Genomic DNA, 14685 nt, shown 5'->3' with positions numbered 1-14685 from the left:
GTTCCTGCTTCTCAAGATCTGACTCAAAGTCCGTGAAGCGGTCACGGACTGTGATCCAGAGCCGCTTGTCACCGGCGTAACCATCGGGCTGGTCAATCTCGGCCGCTTGTCGGCACGGCTTGCCACCATGGCCGGCATGACGACAACCGACCTTTTGGCCCCGTTCCAGTGGCTCAGCGAGTCCGAGAACGAGGCTGGCGGCCTACTGGGCGTGATCTTCAGCGTGGCCTTCTTCCACGGGCTCGACCCAGCGGAGGTGGTGCGCCGCTTCAGTTGCGGCGAGCACTCCGGTGAGGAGTCGGACTTTGGCGGACTCGACGAGAAGGCCTACGAGTTCGTCAACGAGACAATAGGCGGGATGGCGGCGGCTACGTGGGCGTCTTCAAGGCCGGCGAGTGGTGCGTGGCCATTGAGCCCTACGGCTGGATGGTCACGCTCCACGAGGTGGTGACCAAGCTGTCGCGGGGTTGCGAGGTGCTGGCGGTTACCCGGCACGACTACGCCGCCGAGCACAGCTTCGAGTACGCGATCGATGGCACGATCGTCACCGGGTACCGGCTGCGGCATCCGTACGAGCGTTACGGCTCCGACCCTGACCGGCTCAACGGCTTCATGCTGGAGTTGGGCATGGGGCTGGACAAGCCGGAGAATGAGGCCGCGTGGGACGCCGCCTGGGAGGACAACTACGACAGCGCCGTGCCAAGGGGCTTCGCCTTGGCGGCGAAGGCCACCGGGGTGTCGTTCACGCCGGATATGCTCGGCCGCCCGATGCTCGTGGGGCCTATGGTTTGAGTCCTGGGGACCTCAGAGGTGCAGTTGATTAACAACCCGCACATAGGTGCGGCCGCATCGTCAGGATCTTGTTCATCCCGGAACTGATCCCTACGAGCGGCCGCGAGGTCATTGTGCTGCATGCCCGCACGGGCGAGAACCCCTGCTGCATCGATCTACTCTTCCCGCACCTCAAGGATGTGCAGGTCGATAGCGTGTGGGGCTTCATTACCCCGGTTCGGGGGGTGACCTGCTGGTTTCCCGGCGGGATCATGCCGCGGTCGGGCAGGCTGAAGCGCCATTGGTGTGGTCGCTGTTGTACGACCTGGCGCGCAACTCGTTGGGCGTGCTGCCGCTTCGATTCCGCGGGGACGCGGCCAAGGACGTCGAGATCTTGGTGTTACGTCATCCGCTTGCGGTGTTGCGGAGGCAGGTGAACCGTCCTGCTCTCCAGCCGGCCGATCGGGTCCTGCCGGCCGCGTTGTCGCGGCTGCTGCCCCGGGCACGTGCTCGCGCGGCGACAACCCGAACGGCAGGTCCTCGCGGCTCTTCGCGGCGGCCGCGGGCGTCCTGGCGGAGGGGACCCGGATGCCGAGGCGGCGCTGCTCGCGGACGTCCTGCGCGTGCAGCCCCTTCATCCCGCACGACTCGAAGACCTCCGCGGCGGCGCGCAGCCGCTCCCGGGCCTGGGGGCGGTCGCCGGCGGCGGCGTGCGCGAGCTCGGCGGCCAGTTCGGCGCGGCCCACCTCAGGCCGCCAGTTGGGCCCGTAGGCCAGCACCTCCTGCGAGCGCAGGTCGCGGCCGACCGCGGTCGCCTCGTCGTACATGCCGAGGGAGCACTCGGCGAACACCAGCCAGGCGAAGCAGTCCAGGCAGTCGGCGAAGTCGTTGTCGGACGCGGCCGAGAACAGCCGGTCGGCCGTCTGCGCGTAGGCGATCGCTTCGTCCACCTCGCCGCCCTCCGTCAGGGCGGCGAGTCCAGCCGCACCATCGCGGCCGTCGACAAGGTCTCGGTCGGCGTCGTCCACAAGACCCTGGTGAAAGAATCCGCAAGCGGTTCGGCAGGGACGGTGCTCCGCTGCTCAGGTTTGGGCGGTCCGGTCGGCGGGGGAAAGGCTGGAGGTTTGGGGTCCGGTGGAGCGGTATGAGATCGAAACGTTCTTGACTTTGGCCAAGGAACTCAACTTCACGCGCACCGCTGAACGCCTGCTCGTCTCCCCGGGCCGGGTCAGCCAGACGATCAAGAAACTGGAGCGTCGTCTCGGCGGCGCGCTGTTCGAGCGCAGCAGCCACCACGTGGCCCTCACCCCGGTCGGCCGGCAGTTGTACGCGGAGCTGCAGCCTGCGCATCAGCAGATGCAGCGTGCGATCGACAACGCGGCGGCGGCCTTCGTGGGAATCAGCGGTGCACTGCGCGTGGGCTTCACCACCCCATGGTCGGGTGCCCTCATCATGCGGGCGGCCGAGGCGTTCAACTCGCGCCATCCCCGATGCACCGTCGAGCCGCACGCAGTGACCTACAACGCGGCCATCGCGACGTTGCAGGGGGAGGATGTCGATCTGGTGGTCGCCGCGCTTCCCATCGAAGATCCGGCGATCATCGTGGGCCCCCTTGTGTTCTCTGACATCCGGGCCCTTGCCGTGCCCGCCGACCACCCCCTGGCGGCACGGAAGACGGTGTCGTTGGAGGATCTTGCGGTCCTGCCGCTGATCACGGCTGCAGGGATCCCCCCGGCCTGGCGCGAAGCTCATTTCCCGCGCCGCACGCCCCAGGGCCACCCGATCAGGCATGGAGCGGCCGCTGCCGGATGGCAGGAGATACTCTCACTGGTCGGGGCGGGCCAGGGGGCCACGGTGACCACCGTCTGTGCGGGTCGGTATCACGGTCGACCCGATGTCGTCTATGTCCCGTTCGATGGCGCACCGCTCGTTGACTATGCGCTCATGTGGCGCGGCGCGGGCGACACCGTCGGGCTCCGGAATTTCGTGCGGACCGTCGTCGAGTTCGCCCCTCATACGGCTGGTCGCTCGGTGGATCGGCACTCCGCTCCCTCGTAGCCGACTACCACCGGAGTCTCACGCCTGCTCGCGCCGGTGCCCGCCTCGCGGCAGCGTCAGCGCCGCGCCCGCCGTCAGCACGAGCCCGGCCGCCGCGAGCAGCATGCTCCACCGCATTCCGGCCAGGAACGTGCTCGCCCCCGCCAGCAGCGCCCCGAAGACCGCCACCGCGAGCGCCCCGCCGACCTGGCGGGCGGTGTTGAGCACGGCGGAGGCGGTGCCCGCCCGGTCGGCGGGCACCGCGTCGAGCAGCAACGCGGTCAGCGCCGGCACCGCGAGCGCCCCGCCGAGGCCGACCGGCACCATCAGCACCGCCACCGCCCACACATCGGTGTGCGCGCCGATCCTGGTCAACGCCATCAGCCCGGCCGTCCCGAGCAGTAGTCCTGCCACGATCGGCACCTGCGGACCGAACCGCCCGGCCAGCCTCGCCGAGGCCAGGTTCACCACTGCGATCAGCGCCGTCATCGGAATGAACAGCAGGCCGGTGTACAGCGCCGACTGCCCGCGCTCCTGCTGGAAGTACAGGCTGAAAACGAACACCCCGCCGTAGTAGGCGGCATTGAGCATGAAGCCGACCAGCAGCGACACCGCCACCACGGGCGAGCGGAGCAGCGGCAGCGGGAGCATCGGATACGTGCCCCTGGCCTGCGCGAGGAGGAAGGCGGCTACCGCGGCTACGGCCACCAGCAGCGACGCGACCACCAGCTGCCCGTCGAAGCCATGGGCCCCGCCCTCGATCACGCCATAGGTGAGCGCGCCCATCGCGACCACCGCCGTCACCTGCCCGATCACGTCCAGTCGCGCGGGTACCCGAGGCGAGGCAGGCACCCGGGTGAACAGGACCAGCGCCAGCAGGCTCGCCGGCAGGTTGACGAAGAAGATCCAACGCCAGCCCACCGACGCGGTGAGCACCCCGCCGAGCACCGGCCCGGCCGCCACCGCGACCGCGCCGCCCACCGTCCAGACGGCGATCGCCCGCGCCCGCTGCGCCTGGTCAGGGAAGCTCTGCCGGACCAGCGCCAAAGACGCCGGCAGCATCACCGCTGCCGCCGCCCCCTGCACCAGCCGCGCGGCCACCAGCACGTCTAGCCCGGGAGCGGACCCGCACGCGGCCGAGGCCAGGGCGAACAGCACCAGCCCACCGCCGAACGCCCGCCGCGCCCCGATGCGGTCGGACAGCGCACCGGCCGACAGCATCAGGGCGGCGAAGATCAGCGCGTATCCGTCCACCACCCACTGCAGGCCGGACATGCCGCTGCCGAGGCCGCGTCCGATGTCGGGCAGCGCGACGGTGACGATCAATGCGTCCAGCGAAATGAGGAAGAAGCCCAGCAGCGCGGTGCCGAGCACGACCGGGGATCCGCTCCGAGCCGGCCCAGGCACCGGGGGCCGGTCGGCGACGGAGATCTTGGACAGGGAGTTCATCAGGGCACTCCTGGAACGTTCAGAGAGGTGTGCGATCGAGGCTTGGAACCGGGGCGCGGCGGAAAGCCGCGTGCCGGGATGAGGCAAACCCCCGGCACGCGGCGCGCGCGTGCGGTCAGCCTGCTGCCAGTACGGGCAGCTCCTTGTTGCCGTCGCCCCAGGTCGCCGTCATCGTCACCGAGGCGATCAGCCATCGGCCGCCGGTGCGGGTCAGATCCCAGCGGTAGTCGCCGCCGAGTGTCCACAGCGGAGCCCCATGCGGGGTGGCGAGGCGGTGCGTGGCCTGGAACGACGCGGTGCACACGGCACGAACCCCCTTGATGTGCACCAGGTGGTTGGCGATCAGATGCTGGGTGGCGTCGAAACCGCCGAGCGTCGCCGCCCAGGCATCAACGATCTCCTGAGGCGTGAGCCGGACCGGTTCGCCGCCGTTGAGGCTGGTGTAGTCCAGGAGCACCTTGTCGGCGAACAGCCCGCACAGGAGCGTCCACTCGCGGCGGTCCGCGTGCACCACCATCCGGGTGCAGGTCTCGACGATCTCGATCCGGTTCTCGGACAGGGGCGGTGCGGTGGCCTCAGTCGACTCGGGCATGGGAAAGAGGACTCCTGTCAGTGCGAAGCAGGTGCGGTCGGAGGTACCGGACGCTCACAGCGTGCGGGCGAAGTGCTCGGCCGCCGCGTCAGCGGCCAGGCCCACCTGCGGCGACTGGTCGTAGAAGTCGAACTGCGTTCCCTCGGTCCACAGGAACTCCCTGGGCCCCGCCAGGCCGTCGTGGAAGCGGCGCGCGCCGTCCGGGATGGCGGCGTCCTGGCTGTGCACCAGCAGCACGGGTGCGTTCATCTTCGGCGCGAGCGCGATCGCGTCGAAGTCCAGCCACCCGGACCATGCCATGACGGCGAACCGGTTGGGCCACTGCGGAATCCCGCCGCGCTGCGGGCTGAGGTAGAAGTCGATGTCGAACGGCATGGCCGCATCCGGGTCGCTACCGCTGACCACCGGCACGTAGACGACCTCGCCGGTCTCCTCGTACCGGCGCCGGGCCGCGGCGGCCGCCGCCCTCTTCGCCTCGACGCCCACCGCGCCGCCGTAGTTCTCCTCGCAGATATGGCGGTCGTGCAGCCACGGCGCCACCAGGGCGAGCGACCCCACCCGCACGTCCCCGGCGGCCAGAGCGCTCACGTCCATCGCGCCAGCACACACGCCCAACGCGCCCAGGGGCCCATCCGCCACCTCCGGATGCCCGGCCAGGAAGTCGACCGCCGCCCGCAGGTCTTGGACCTTCAACTGCGGGGACTCCAGGTCGCGCGGCTCACCCTCCGACTCGCCGTATCCGGTGAAGTCGAACGACAGCGCCGCGAAACCGCGGCGGGCCAGTTGCTCAGCGTACCGGTCGGCCATCTGCTCTTTGACACTCGTCCAGGTCCCGGCGACCACCACCCCCGGCGCGGGAGCGGCGCCGGAGCGGGCACTGTCGGGCAAGAACAGGTGACCGGTGAGCTTGGCCGCATCACCGGCGAAGGCGACCTGCTCTGGTAGGTGCATGTCGAGACTCCTTCGAAGTAGAAAGTTGTGTGGCGCGTCGACTATCGGCCGTCGCGCGACGGGACAGTGCGGCCGGACAGCGAGGAGGCCCTCGCTCGTGCACGCCTCATGGACCTCGCGGCCGGCCCGCGTCGATGGGCGGGCCGCATCGCCCACTCGCCGCCCTCAACACGCTGGCAGTCGACGCTCCGACCCGGCAACGCCCGATCTATCAACGCCCGTTTAACGCGGCTAATACTCCAGCCGCAAAGAACTGAGCTTCCCCCCGGCGCACGGACTCTGACCTGAGGTCACCCGTGATCCCCCCGGACAATTCCCGCCCCAGAATCGGCACCAGGCCTACTTACTGCCGCAGGCCCCAGTTTCAGCCAGACGAGACAGGAGGGAAGTCGCGATGGGCAAGCACGGCGACAAGTCCAAAGGCGCTGCGCACGGTCGGCGCCGCGTCCTGGCGTTGTGCCGCACCGGCACCGGGGGCGTTCACCAGGTGCGGCAGCACGGCCCCGGCGCCTGTGGGACGAGATCGCCGACGCCCATCAGCGGTGGGTCGGGGAGGAGTGCCCGCACAGATCGGCGATCGCCTCGATGGGCACTCTGCCGTCACTCATGATCGAGACGAACGAGTGACGCAGCTCGCGCGGCGACCAGGACTCCCCGATTCCCGCCTTCCTTGTGATGAGCCGGAACCCCCGCCGCCCGTTCGCGGCGTCCAGCGGCCTCCCGGTCGCCGAGCAACCCCGCCGGACGGCTGTGGCGACCATCCTTCCGGACGTGTACTCTTCGCGCGAAGGCGCGGCGTGATCGCATTCCCAACGCCCTTGGGGGACGGTATGAGCGCGTCCACAGGCGAGGAACGGTGGCAGGCGGTCCGCCGCTCGCTGGAGGAGATCACCGAGCGGTTCGCGGACCTGGCGTCGTCCGCCCGCTCCCCCGGCGCGACGGCCGTGGGACGCTGGTCGGTCGGCGAGGTCATGGCGCACGTCGCCGGGGTCGCCTGGCTGGACGCCGCGCTCCTCGGCGCGGACGTCCCCGCGCTACCGGTGCCCGGTCTGCTCGACCGGCTGCGGGCCGCCAACGTGGACGGCATCAACGAACTGAACGGCCTCGTGCTCGCCGCGCTCCCGGAACGCGACCCCAAGGTGCTCGCGGGAATGCTGCGCGACCAGGTCGCGGCGATGACGGCCGCGAGCGCGGACGGCGCCGCCGACGACACGGTGACCTGGGCGGGCGGATCCAGCCTGCCCGTCCCGGGCCTGTTCGCGCACCTGCAGAATGAGCTGCTGCTGCACGGCCACGACCTGGGCGCCGCCGTCGGGCGGGACTGGCGGCCGGACGCGGCGGAGGCGGCGCCGTTCTTCGAGATGTTCATCTTCGGACTGGCCCGGCACGGCGCGGCGCGGCTGCTGGACGGCGGCCGGCGGCCGCGACCGCGGCGGATCGCGGTGGAGTTCCGTCCCGAGGGCGTCGCTCCGGCCACGCTGGTGCTCCAGGACGGCCGCGTGAGCCTCGAACCGCCAGGGTCGGCGCCCGACGTCCGGCTCACCTTCGATCCGCTCGCCATGTCGATGATGATGTTCGGGCGGGCGAGCCGGCTCGGGACGGTGGCGAGCGGACGGCTGAAGGTCGGCGGGCGCCGTCCCTGGCTGCTCCCGGTCTTCCTCCGGACGTTCCGCGTGCCGAGCTGAACGGCCCGGACGGGCGGTGCCGGTGCGTCGGCCCGGACGGGCGCGCGGCGCGGGCTTCCGGGGCGCGGGCTTCCGGGGCGCGGGCCGTCGCGGCGGCCGCTGAGAGAGCACGCTGCGAGAAGACGTCGCCGGGCGCGCTGCCGAAGTATGGGTCTCATGAACCGACCGCCCGGATCGTGGCCCGCCGTCCGCTTCGAGGCGCCGTGACGGAGCCGTTCGTCCTCGCGCTGGGCCCGTCGCTGAGCCGCGGCGACGTTCCCAGGCTGTGCGCTTCGCTGGCCGCCGCGCTGGACCCGGACGAGCCGCGCCCCGCCTACTGCGACGTCGTGACCGTCACGGACCCGGACATGGTCACCGTCGACGCGCTGCTGCGGCTGCATCTGACCGCGCGGCGGCGGGGGCACCGGCTCCGGTTCCGCGGCGCCGGCCCGGATCTGCTGTCGCTGCTGTCCCTGACCGGCTTCCTCTCCGTGCTGGCCCTGGACGGCGCGGACGGCGCCTGAGCGTCCGGCCGCGGCACGCGCAACGGCGGCCGGGACGTCCCGGCCGCCCTCGTACGCCGCGGTGTCAGGGGTTGCAGCCCTCCAGGGACGGGTCGGTGGACGTGGCGCCGGAACCGAAGAACAGGTTCGCGCACTGGTTCAGGAAGGCCGGGTTCTCCTCGGGGATCCAGTGGCCGGAGTCGGGGGCGACCACCTGGCGGACGTCGGTCGCGACGGCGCCGAACGACTGCGCGACCGCCGGGCCGAAGGTGTACTGCGCGCCCATGGCCAGGACGGGAAGGGTGACCTTCTCCGCGGCCAGCTTCTGGTTGTCCGTGGCGTTGGTCGGGAACGCCCGATAGTAGTCGAAGCCGGCGCCGCGGTGGTCGGCGTCGCTGTAGGAGTGGACGTACGCGCTCTGGGCGATGGCGCCGGGGTGGCGGGCGGAGCTGAACAGCCACCCGAGGTAGGTCTTCACGTGCGCCGTGTCGTTGATGAGGTTCTCCGGCACCGGCGCGGCCGTCTGGTTGAACAGCAGGTGCCAGCTGACGCCGTAGGCGTTCTCCAGCCCGAAGCCGTTCAGCGGCGTCTCCAGCACGGCCATGCGATCGACGTCGGCGGCGAAGTTGCGGGCATAGGGGTAGGCGACGAGCGCGCCGAGGTCGTGGGCGAGGATGGACACCTTCGAGTAGCCGAGCTTGGCGGCGCCCTCGTGGATCCGGGCGGCGGTGCGGACCGCGTCGTAGCCGCCGTCCGGCACGCTGGAGCCGCCCAGGCCCGGCAGGTCGAAGGCGATGACCGTGTGCGTGCCGGCCAGGTCGGGCATCACCTGGCGCCACTCGAACCACGTCTCCGGCCAGCCGTGCAGGAGCACCAGGGCCGGGCCCGACCCGCCCTTCACGTAGTGCAGGGAGCCGCCGTCCACGCTGACGGTGCCCTCGCGGAAGCCCGTCAGGCCGCCGGGCGAGGAGGCGGTGTCCGCGCCGGCCCTGGCGGCGGCCCCGGTCCCCAGCGTCATCACCAGCGCGCTGCAGGCGGCGCAGAGGCGCCACCAGCGGGTCCATTCCGCCTTGAGCTGTCTCCGGTTCGGCATGCCTTTTCCTTTCGCTTTCGTGCGAAGCGCGATTCCAGGCCGATCGAGCCGGGTATTCGCGGCGCGGTCCGATGCTCGAATCACTTTTCTCACCATCGGCATCTCGGGTGATCGTATGTGCGCCCGCGCCGCGCAGAAAGTCCTGGAAAGGAGGAGAGCAATATGGAATAAGAGGCGCCGGCGGGGGCTCCGAACACGCACCGCGGAGCCCGGCACGGCTGGACTCCGCGGTGCGTCCCCGGGCGCGGCCCGGGACGGTCGTCGTGCTCAGGTCGTCATGCTCATCTCGTCGCCGCGGCGGTCTTCCCCGACGGCGGAGACGGCGGCGGCCCGGCGCTCCCTGCGCTTGCGCAGCAGGTGGGCGCCCCACCAGCCGAGCCCGCGCAGCGCGCACAGGATCGTGGTGGCGTAGAAGAGCGTGTAGACGACGTTGGCGACCATCAGGATCGCGTAGATGACGGCCAGCGAGGCGCCGAAGACGAACTGGGCGCGCCCCCGGGACGGCGTCGTGCCCGGGTCGCTGATCATGTAGTTGGTGAACAGGATGAACGCGACGCCGGTCATGACGCCGAGGGCGCTGAACAGAGCGACGTCCCAGATCCAGTGCCGGACCAGCGCCTGGATGGCGAAGCCGCCGGCCCAGCCCATGATGAGCAAGATCCGCTTGGTCAGCACCGCGTTGATGACGGTGCCGGCCGTCGCGATGACCACCGGGATCAGCACCCGGAAGACGCTGTTGGCGTACTCGGTGAACTGGTACGGCGGGGCGATGCTGACCCAGGTGCCGAACAGCAGCAGGGTCACGGTGATGCCGGTGTTCGACGGATTGAGGAAGTGCCGCATGCGGCCGTACACGGGGGCCTTGAACACGTGCTTCTGCGCGACGGCGACGACCACGGCGAACATGATCGGCCACCACTGGTCGTTGGCGTACAGCAGCATGTTGCAGGCGGTCGCGGTGATGTGCGCGGGCAGCAGGAACTCGTAGAGCCCGCGCAGCCCGCCGACGAGGAACCGCGGCGCGCGCCGCTCCGCCCGCGCGCTGATCACCTCGAAGACCAGCTCGGTGGTGTACCCGGTGAGGACGGCCAGCGGGAACCAGGCCCATGGCTGCTCGAAGCCGAGCACGGTGTAGCCGAGGATGTTGAAGACGGTGATCGAGATGGCGAAGTTGCGCAGGGCGAGGTAGCGCGGGTCGGGTTGCGGTCGCGCCGCGGCGGCGACCGCCGCGGGCGGGGCGGCGACGGGGGTGCCATCGGCCGCCTGGGTGATGGCGGTCATGAGCTCGGAGCCTCCTCAACCGCGTTGCCGAGCAGGAGGGTGTGGTCGCCGGGGGGCAGCCGGACGGTCTGGTCGTGCGGGGCGCCCGACTGGTCCGCCCACCGGATGCGGGCGGTGACGGGGCCGGAGTAGGAGCCCAGCCCGAACCTGACCTCGAAGCTGCGCCGGCCGCTGTGCCCGCCGCCGCCGTCGAGCTGGGAGATCTGCGTGCCGGCGGGGGTCTGGATCCGCACCGTCGCACCGTAGGCCGGCGTGCCGGGGCCTTGCAGGTTCGCGCCGGCCTTGGCGCCCGGGACCGGACGGTAGAGGTGCAGGCCGAGCCGGTTGCCGAGGTTCGGGGAGGTGTTGGCGTAGAAGGCGGGCGGCCCCCACTGCCGGGCCAGGGCGAAGTCGAGGGCGCCGTTCGCGCGGGTGTCGGCGGTGGCGACGCCGCGGGTGGGGATCGGCACGTCCAGGCCGAGCCGCTTCCCGACGTTGACGAAGCTCCCGCCGGGCTTCTGGGCGTAGAAGGCGAGGGTGTCGGAGCCGGCGACGTCATCGCCGGGCTGCACGTGCGGCCACATCGCGGGGTTGGTGTACTGCTCGTCGTTGTTCATAGCCATCTCCTGCAGCCACGGCCAGCGGTTGATCTTCCCCTTGACGAACCCGTCGGCCTGGACGACGTCCAGCCGCCCGCTGTTCAGGAAGTCGCCGCTCTTGACGTCCCAGCCCCAGCCGGTCCAGGCCATCCCGAGCTTCCGCGCGCGCTGGTCGAACGGCGCGTCGCCGCGGGCGAGGGCGCGCCGCATCGCGGCCTCGGAGCGGGCCCGGTTGACGAAGACGAGGTTGCTCTCCTCCAGGCCCCACGCCTCGGTGATGTTGCTGACCACGATGTCGAACCGGCCGGTGCGGCCGAGGTCGCCGAAGTCGACGCCCATGCCCTTGAACGAGTCGTGGCCGAGCGCGAAGGACTTCGCGGTCGCGGGCGTCCGCTGGCCGGTCGCCTCGGTGAAGCTGATGCGGCCCTTCGTGGAGGTGTTGTAGAAGAGGTGGTCCTTGCCGAAGTCGTTGGCGACGTAGACCTCGGGCCTCCCGTCACCGGTGAGGTCGGCGCTGGAGATGGCGAGCGTCCAGCCCGTCGAGGCGTCGAACGGCACGGCGCCGCGCTGCTCGACGTAGGAGACCGTGGGGTCCTTCCCAGCCGTGCCACCGGACCAGCGCAGGACGTGGGTGCCGCCGCCGTTCTTGGCGTCGGACATCGAGGAGTTCATCACCACGTTGGCCTGGCCGTGCGGGTCCAACACGTCGGAGTCGGGGAAGTAGTTGGCGAGGTGGACGTCAGGGCGCCCGTCGCCGTCCAGGTCGGCGACGTTGACGGCGTCGGTGTTCCACCGCGGGCCGTGGTAGCGGCCGTCGGGGGACGCGGTGGGCACCGGTTCCACCGGGCGGTAGGACGCGGCGGACGGCGACCCGGCGTCGGCTCGGGCGAGGAACATGATCGGCGTCCGGCCCCAGTAGTAGACGAGCAGGTCGGTGCGCCCGTCCTGGTTGTAGTCGCCGGGCGTGCAGCCCATCGGCGCCATCGCGGCGTCCATCGGCAGCGGCGCCGGGTCCAGGGTGAACGGGGTGAACCGGTCGGCGGCCGGCGCGGTCGGCGCGTAGGTCACCACGACCTGGTCGGTGCGCGGGTCGACCAGGCACAGGCCGTCGTCGCGGCCGTGCCCGGTGAGGTCGTTGAGGGCGATCGCGGCACCGACCGAGGAGATCCACGAACGGATGTGGTGGTAGGCGGGGTTCACCTTCCGGACCGTCTGGACCGGGCGGTAGCCGGGCGGCATCGCGATCGGCATGGCGGTGAACCGGTACTTCCCGGCGGTGGCGTCGCCGTCTCCGGCGGCAGGCCCCGGCGTCCGTGCGACGAGGTACAGCACGAGGAACAGCACGAGTGCCGTGGCGGCGGGAACGGATCTTCGCATGCGCACGCTCGAAAAGAACATCGCTTCCTTTCTCGGGTCCTTTCCCGGCACGGTCCCCGTGCGGGGCCGTGGAGCTAACGTTCTGCGGGGCGCGGCGGTTCGGCGTTTTCCCGTGCACCGGCCGGCCATGACCCGTCCAGCGTCACTTTCCGAAAGAAAAGCCGCATCTCCGGAATTGCTATCAGACCCCCATAAAACCGGCGCGAATTACTCGGCCGGCGACCGGTTCCCGCCCCGCCGGCGGCTGCGCACACCGGAAGATGCGCCCCGGCCGGCCCGCGGCCGACGCTCGTCCTCATGACCGAGGTTCTGCACAACGCCGACTTCCTGCTGTCCGGCGCGGCGCGGCGGCACGCCGGGTACGCGCTGCTGCGCGGGCACGGCGCGGTGACCCCGATCACTCTGCGGTCCGGCGAGACCGGCTACATGGTGGTCGGCTTCACCGCCGCGCGGCAGGCGCTCACCGATCCGCGGCTGCGTGGCCGGACCGCGACGCTCGGCAACCGCCGCGGCATGTCCGAGGACCTGCGCCGCGCCATGAACAGCCACATGCTCAACGCCGGAGCGGACGACCACGCGCGGCTGCGCCGGCTGGTGGCGCCCGCGTTCACCCGCCGCCGCATGGCGGCGATGCGCCCGCGCGTGCAGGCCATCGCCGACGGCCTGCTGGACGCGGTCGCCGCTGCCGGCACGGCCGGCACGGCCGGCGCCGGTACCGCCGACCTGCTCGCCGCGTACGCGCTGCCGCTGCCCGTCCGGGTGCTGATCGAGCTGTTCGGCATCCCGGAGGAGGACTCCGACGACTTCCACCGCTGGACCGACGCCCTCACCACCGACGCGCTCCCGATCGACCGGCTCGACGCCACGGCGGCCGAGATGCTCGGCTACATCCGCGGGCTGCTGGACCGCAAGCGCCGGGAGCCGCGCCCCGACCTGCTGTCGGCGCTGGTCGCGGCGCACGACGGCGGCGACCGGCTCAGCGCGGACGAGCTGACCTCAATGGTGTTCCTGCTGCTCACCGCGGGCCACGAGACCACCGTCAACCTGATCGGCAACGGGCTGCTGGCGCTGCTGGCGCACTCGGACCGGCTGCGCGCCGTCCGCGACGACCCGGAGCTGCTGCCCGCCGCCGTGGAGGAGGCGCTGCGGTACGAGAGCCCCGTCCAGATCGCGCTGCGGCACTGCGTGGAGCCCATGGAGCTCGCCGGGATGCCGATCCCCGAAGGGGGGACCGTGCTGGTGTCGCTGCTCGGCGCCAACCGCGACCCGGACCGCTTCCCCGACCCGGACCTGCTGGACCTCGCCCGCGCCGACAATCCGCAGCTCGGCTTCGGCTACGGCGTCCACCACTGCATCGGCGCGCCCCTGGCCCGCCTCGAAGGCCAGGTGGCGATCGGGGCCGTGCTCGCCCGCTTCCCCGAGCTGCGCCTCGCCGAGCCGCCGGACGGCCTGGAATGGCGCCCCAGCGTCATCATGCACGGGCTCACCGCCCTGCCGGTCGTGCTCGGCCCCGAGGCGGCGCCGCACCGCCCGGCCGGCGCCGCCCGTCCCGTCGGATTCGCAGAGAAAGCAGGGCCGCGCCCATGACCACTCCAGCCTCGGCACCGGTGGACGACGGCTTCGTCCCCTGGCCGGACGACGTCGCGGACCGCTACACCGCCGCCGGGCTCTGGCGCGGCGTCCCGCTCGGCCATCGGCTCCGCGCCGCCGCCGACGCGCGGCCCGACGCGACCGCGCTGGTCGAAGGCCCCGTCTGGTTCACCCACCGGGAGCTGTGGGCGCGCGCCGACGGCGCCGCGCGGCGGCTGCACGACCTCGGCCTGCGGCCCGGCGACCGGATCGTGGTGCAGCTCCCCAACCGGTGGGAGTTCGTCGTGCTCACCCTGGCCTGCCTGCGGCTCGGGGTCGTCCCCGTGATGGCGCTGCCGTCGCACCGCGAGCACGAGCTGGGCGGTGTCGCCGAGCTCGCCGACGCCGCCGCGATCGCCGTCCCGCGCGTCCTCAGGGGCTTCGACCACGAGACGATGGCGCACACGATCGCGGCGCGGAGCGGCACGCTCCGGCACGTGCTGGTCGCGGGCGGCGGTACCCGGCCGGGCAGCTCGGACCTCGGCGACCTGTGCGCGCCCGCCGCCGACCCGGACGCGGCGCGCGCGGCCCTCGACGCGAACCCGCCCGGCTCCCGCTCCGCCGCGCTGTTCCTGCTGTCCGGCGGGACGACCGGGACGCCGAAGCTGATCCCGCGGACCCACGACGACTACGGCTGCGGCATGGACCACGCGATCGCGGCCTGCCGGTTCGGCCCCGGCACCGTCTTCCTCGCGGCGATGCCGGTGGCGCACAACTTCACCCTCGGCGGGCCCGGCGTGCTCGGCGCGCTGCTCTGCGG

General features: G+C 71.7%; 15 protein-coding genes. 7 read left to right on the top strand and 8 right to left on the bottom strand.

Annotation, left to right across the window (positions count from 1 at the left end; translation table 11 throughout):
* Positions 1 to 136: 136 nt before the first annotated feature.
* Positions 137 to 451: a hypothetical protein gene (locus E1293_RS48640; RefSeq protein ID WP_207938939.1), complete on the top strand. Its 315-nt coding sequence runs from the start codon at positions 137 to 139 to the stop codon at positions 449 to 451.
* Positions 373 to 792 (top strand): DUF6461 domain-containing protein, encoded by a 420-nt coding sequence (locus tag E1293_RS48635; protein ID WP_341770200.1) that lies wholly within the window; start codon positions 373 to 375, stop codon positions 790 to 792. Before E1293_RS48640 ends, E1293_RS48635 begins: the two co-directional genes overlap by 79 nt.
* Positions 793 to 947: 155 nt before the next feature.
* Here E1293_RS48635 and E1293_RS47545 read toward each other — a convergent pair whose 3' ends face one another.
* Positions 948 to 1721 (bottom strand): hypothetical protein, encoded by a 774-nt coding sequence (locus E1293_RS47545; protein WP_165978294.1) that lies wholly within the window; start codon positions 1719 to 1721, stop codon positions 948 to 950.
* Positions 1722 to 1905: 184 nt separating this feature from the next.
* On the opposite strand from E1293_RS47545, the gene E1293_RS19175 reads away from it, so the two are divergent.
* Positions 1906 to 2829 carry a LysR family transcriptional regulator gene (locus E1293_RS19175; protein ID WP_132198796.1) on the top strand — a complete coding sequence of 308 codons (924 nt, stop codon included), beginning with the start codon at positions 1906 to 1908 and terminating at the stop codon, positions 2827 to 2829.
* An 18-nt stretch (positions 2830 to 2847) separates the two neighbouring features.
* Here E1293_RS19175 and E1293_RS19170 read toward each other — a convergent pair whose 3' ends face one another.
* The 4 genes from E1293_RS19170 to E1293_RS19155 all read right to left on the bottom strand — a co-directional run bounded on the left by E1293_RS19170 (position 2848) and on the right by E1293_RS19155 (position 6561).
* Positions 2848 to 4257, bottom strand: coding sequence for an MFS transporter (locus E1293_RS19170; RefSeq protein ID WP_132198795.1), 1410 nt, complete (start codon positions 4255 to 4257; stop codon positions 2848 to 2850).
* A gap of 115 nt (positions 4258 to 4372) precedes the next feature.
* Positions 4373 to 4849 carry a nuclear transport factor 2 family protein gene (locus tag E1293_RS19165; protein ID WP_132198794.1) on the bottom strand — a complete coding sequence of 159 codons (477 nt, stop codon included), beginning with the start codon at positions 4847 to 4849 and terminating at the stop codon, positions 4373 to 4375.
* A 54-nt stretch (positions 4850 to 4903) separates the two neighbouring features.
* A complete protein-coding gene (locus tag E1293_RS19160) occupies positions 4904 to 5800 on the bottom strand; it encodes an alpha/beta hydrolase (RefSeq protein ID WP_132198793.1) in 897 nt (298 codons plus the stop codon).
* 536 nt (positions 5801 to 6336) lie between these two features.
* Positions 6337 to 6561: a tyrosine-type recombinase/integrase gene (locus E1293_RS19155; RefSeq protein WP_132198792.1), complete on the bottom strand. Its 225-nt coding sequence runs from the start codon at positions 6559 to 6561 to the stop codon at positions 6337 to 6339.
* A 69-nt stretch (positions 6562 to 6630) separates the two neighbouring features.
* Between E1293_RS19155 and E1293_RS19150 the strand changes: the two genes are divergently transcribed.
* Both E1293_RS19150 and E1293_RS19145 read left to right on the top strand, forming a co-directional pair.
* Entirely contained in the window at positions 6631 to 7485 is an 855-nt protein-coding gene (locus E1293_RS19150) for a maleylpyruvate isomerase N-terminal domain-containing protein (protein WP_132198791.1), read from the top strand.
* Positions 7486 to 7688: 203 nt separating this feature from the next.
* The gene (locus E1293_RS19145) at positions 7689 to 7988 is read left to right on the top strand and encodes an STAS domain-containing protein (RefSeq protein WP_207938937.1); all 300 of its coding nucleotides are present in this window, start codon (positions 7689 to 7691) and stop codon (positions 7986 to 7988) included.
* Between the two features lie 64 nt (positions 7989 to 8052).
* Here E1293_RS19145 and E1293_RS19140 read toward each other — a convergent pair whose 3' ends face one another.
* The 3 genes from E1293_RS19140 to E1293_RS19130 form a co-directional block, all read right to left on the bottom strand.
* Positions 8053 to 9060, bottom strand: coding sequence for an alpha/beta fold hydrolase (locus E1293_RS19140; RefSeq protein WP_207938936.1), 1008 nt, complete (start codon positions 9058 to 9060; stop codon positions 8053 to 8055).
* Between the two features lie 267 nt (positions 9061 to 9327).
* Positions 9328 to 10341: a hypothetical protein gene (locus E1293_RS19135; protein WP_132198790.1), complete on the bottom strand. Its 1014-nt coding sequence runs from the start codon at positions 10339 to 10341 to the stop codon at positions 9328 to 9330.
* On the bottom strand, positions 10338 to 12296 hold the full coding sequence (locus E1293_RS19130) for a CRTAC1 family protein (RefSeq protein ID WP_132198789.1): 1959 nt from the start codon (positions 12294 to 12296) through the stop codon (positions 10338 to 10340). The genes E1293_RS19135 and E1293_RS19130 overlap by 4 nt, the downstream gene beginning before the upstream one ends.
* Positions 12297 to 12593: 297 nt before the next feature.
* On the opposite strand from E1293_RS19130, the gene E1293_RS19125 reads away from it, so the two are divergent.
* Together E1293_RS19125 and E1293_RS19120 are read left to right on the top strand one after the other, a co-directional pair.
* The gene (locus E1293_RS19125; RefSeq protein WP_132198788.1) at positions 12594 to 13883 is read left to right on the top strand and encodes a cytochrome P450 family protein; all 1290 of its coding nucleotides are present in this window, start codon (positions 12594 to 12596) and stop codon (positions 13881 to 13883) included.
* Positions 13880 to 14685 (top strand): AMP-binding protein (locus E1293_RS19120; RefSeq protein WP_165978293.1); only part of this gene is annotated, 806 nt, incomplete at its 3' end. The genes E1293_RS19125 and E1293_RS19120, both read left to right, overlap by 4 nt.

It is taken from the genome of Actinomadura darangshiensis (genome assembly GCF_004349235.1).
GTDB lineage: Bacteria > Actinomycetota > Actinomycetes > Streptosporangiales > Streptosporangiaceae > Spirillospora > Spirillospora darangshiensis.
The sequence above is the reverse complement of the archived record's forward strand: the minus strand, read 5'-3'. Positions and strand labels throughout refer to the sequence as shown.

What these genes read in the sequence shown, in the direction of transcription:
- E1293_RS19125 (WP_132198788.1), top strand. Translation starts at nt 12,594, where the DNA reads ATGACCGAGGTTCTGCACAACGCCGACTTCCTGCTGTCCGGCGCGGCG.
- E1293_RS19150 (WP_132198791.1), top strand. Translation starts at nt 6,631, where the DNA reads ATGAGCGCGTCCACAGGCGAGGAACGGTGGCAGGCGGTCCGCCGCTCG.
- E1293_RS48640 (WP_207938939.1), top strand. Translation starts at nt 137, where the DNA reads ATGACGACAACCGACCTTTTGGCCCCGTTCCAGTGGCTCAGCGAGTCC.
- E1293_RS19170 (WP_132198795.1), bottom strand. Translation starts at nt 4,257, where the DNA reads ATGAACTCCCTGTCCAAGATCTCCGTCGCCGACCGGCCCCCGGTGCCT.
- E1293_RS19130 (WP_132198789.1), bottom strand. Translation starts at nt 12,296, where the DNA reads ATGCGAAGATCCGTTCCCGCCGCCACGGCACTCGTGCTGTTCCTCGTG.
- E1293_RS19140 (WP_207938936.1), bottom strand. Translation starts at nt 9,060, where the DNA reads ATGCCGAACCGGAGACAGCTCAAGGCGGAATGGACCCGCTGGTGGCGC.
- E1293_RS19155 (WP_132198792.1), bottom strand. Translation starts at nt 6,561, where the DNA reads ATGGTCGCCACAGCCGTCCGGCGGGGTTGCTCGGCGACCGGGAGGCCG.
- E1293_RS19165 (WP_132198794.1), bottom strand. Translation starts at nt 4,849, where the DNA reads ATGCCCGAGTCGACTGAGGCCACCGCACCGCCCCTGTCCGAGAACCGG.
- E1293_RS19160 (WP_132198793.1), bottom strand. Translation starts at nt 5,800, where the DNA reads ATGCACCTACCAGAGCAGGTCGCCTTCGCCGGTGATGCGGCCAAGCTC.
- E1293_RS19135 (WP_132198790.1), bottom strand. Translation starts at nt 10,341, where the DNA reads ATGACCGCCATCACCCAGGCGGCCGATGGCACCCCCGTCGCCGCCCCG.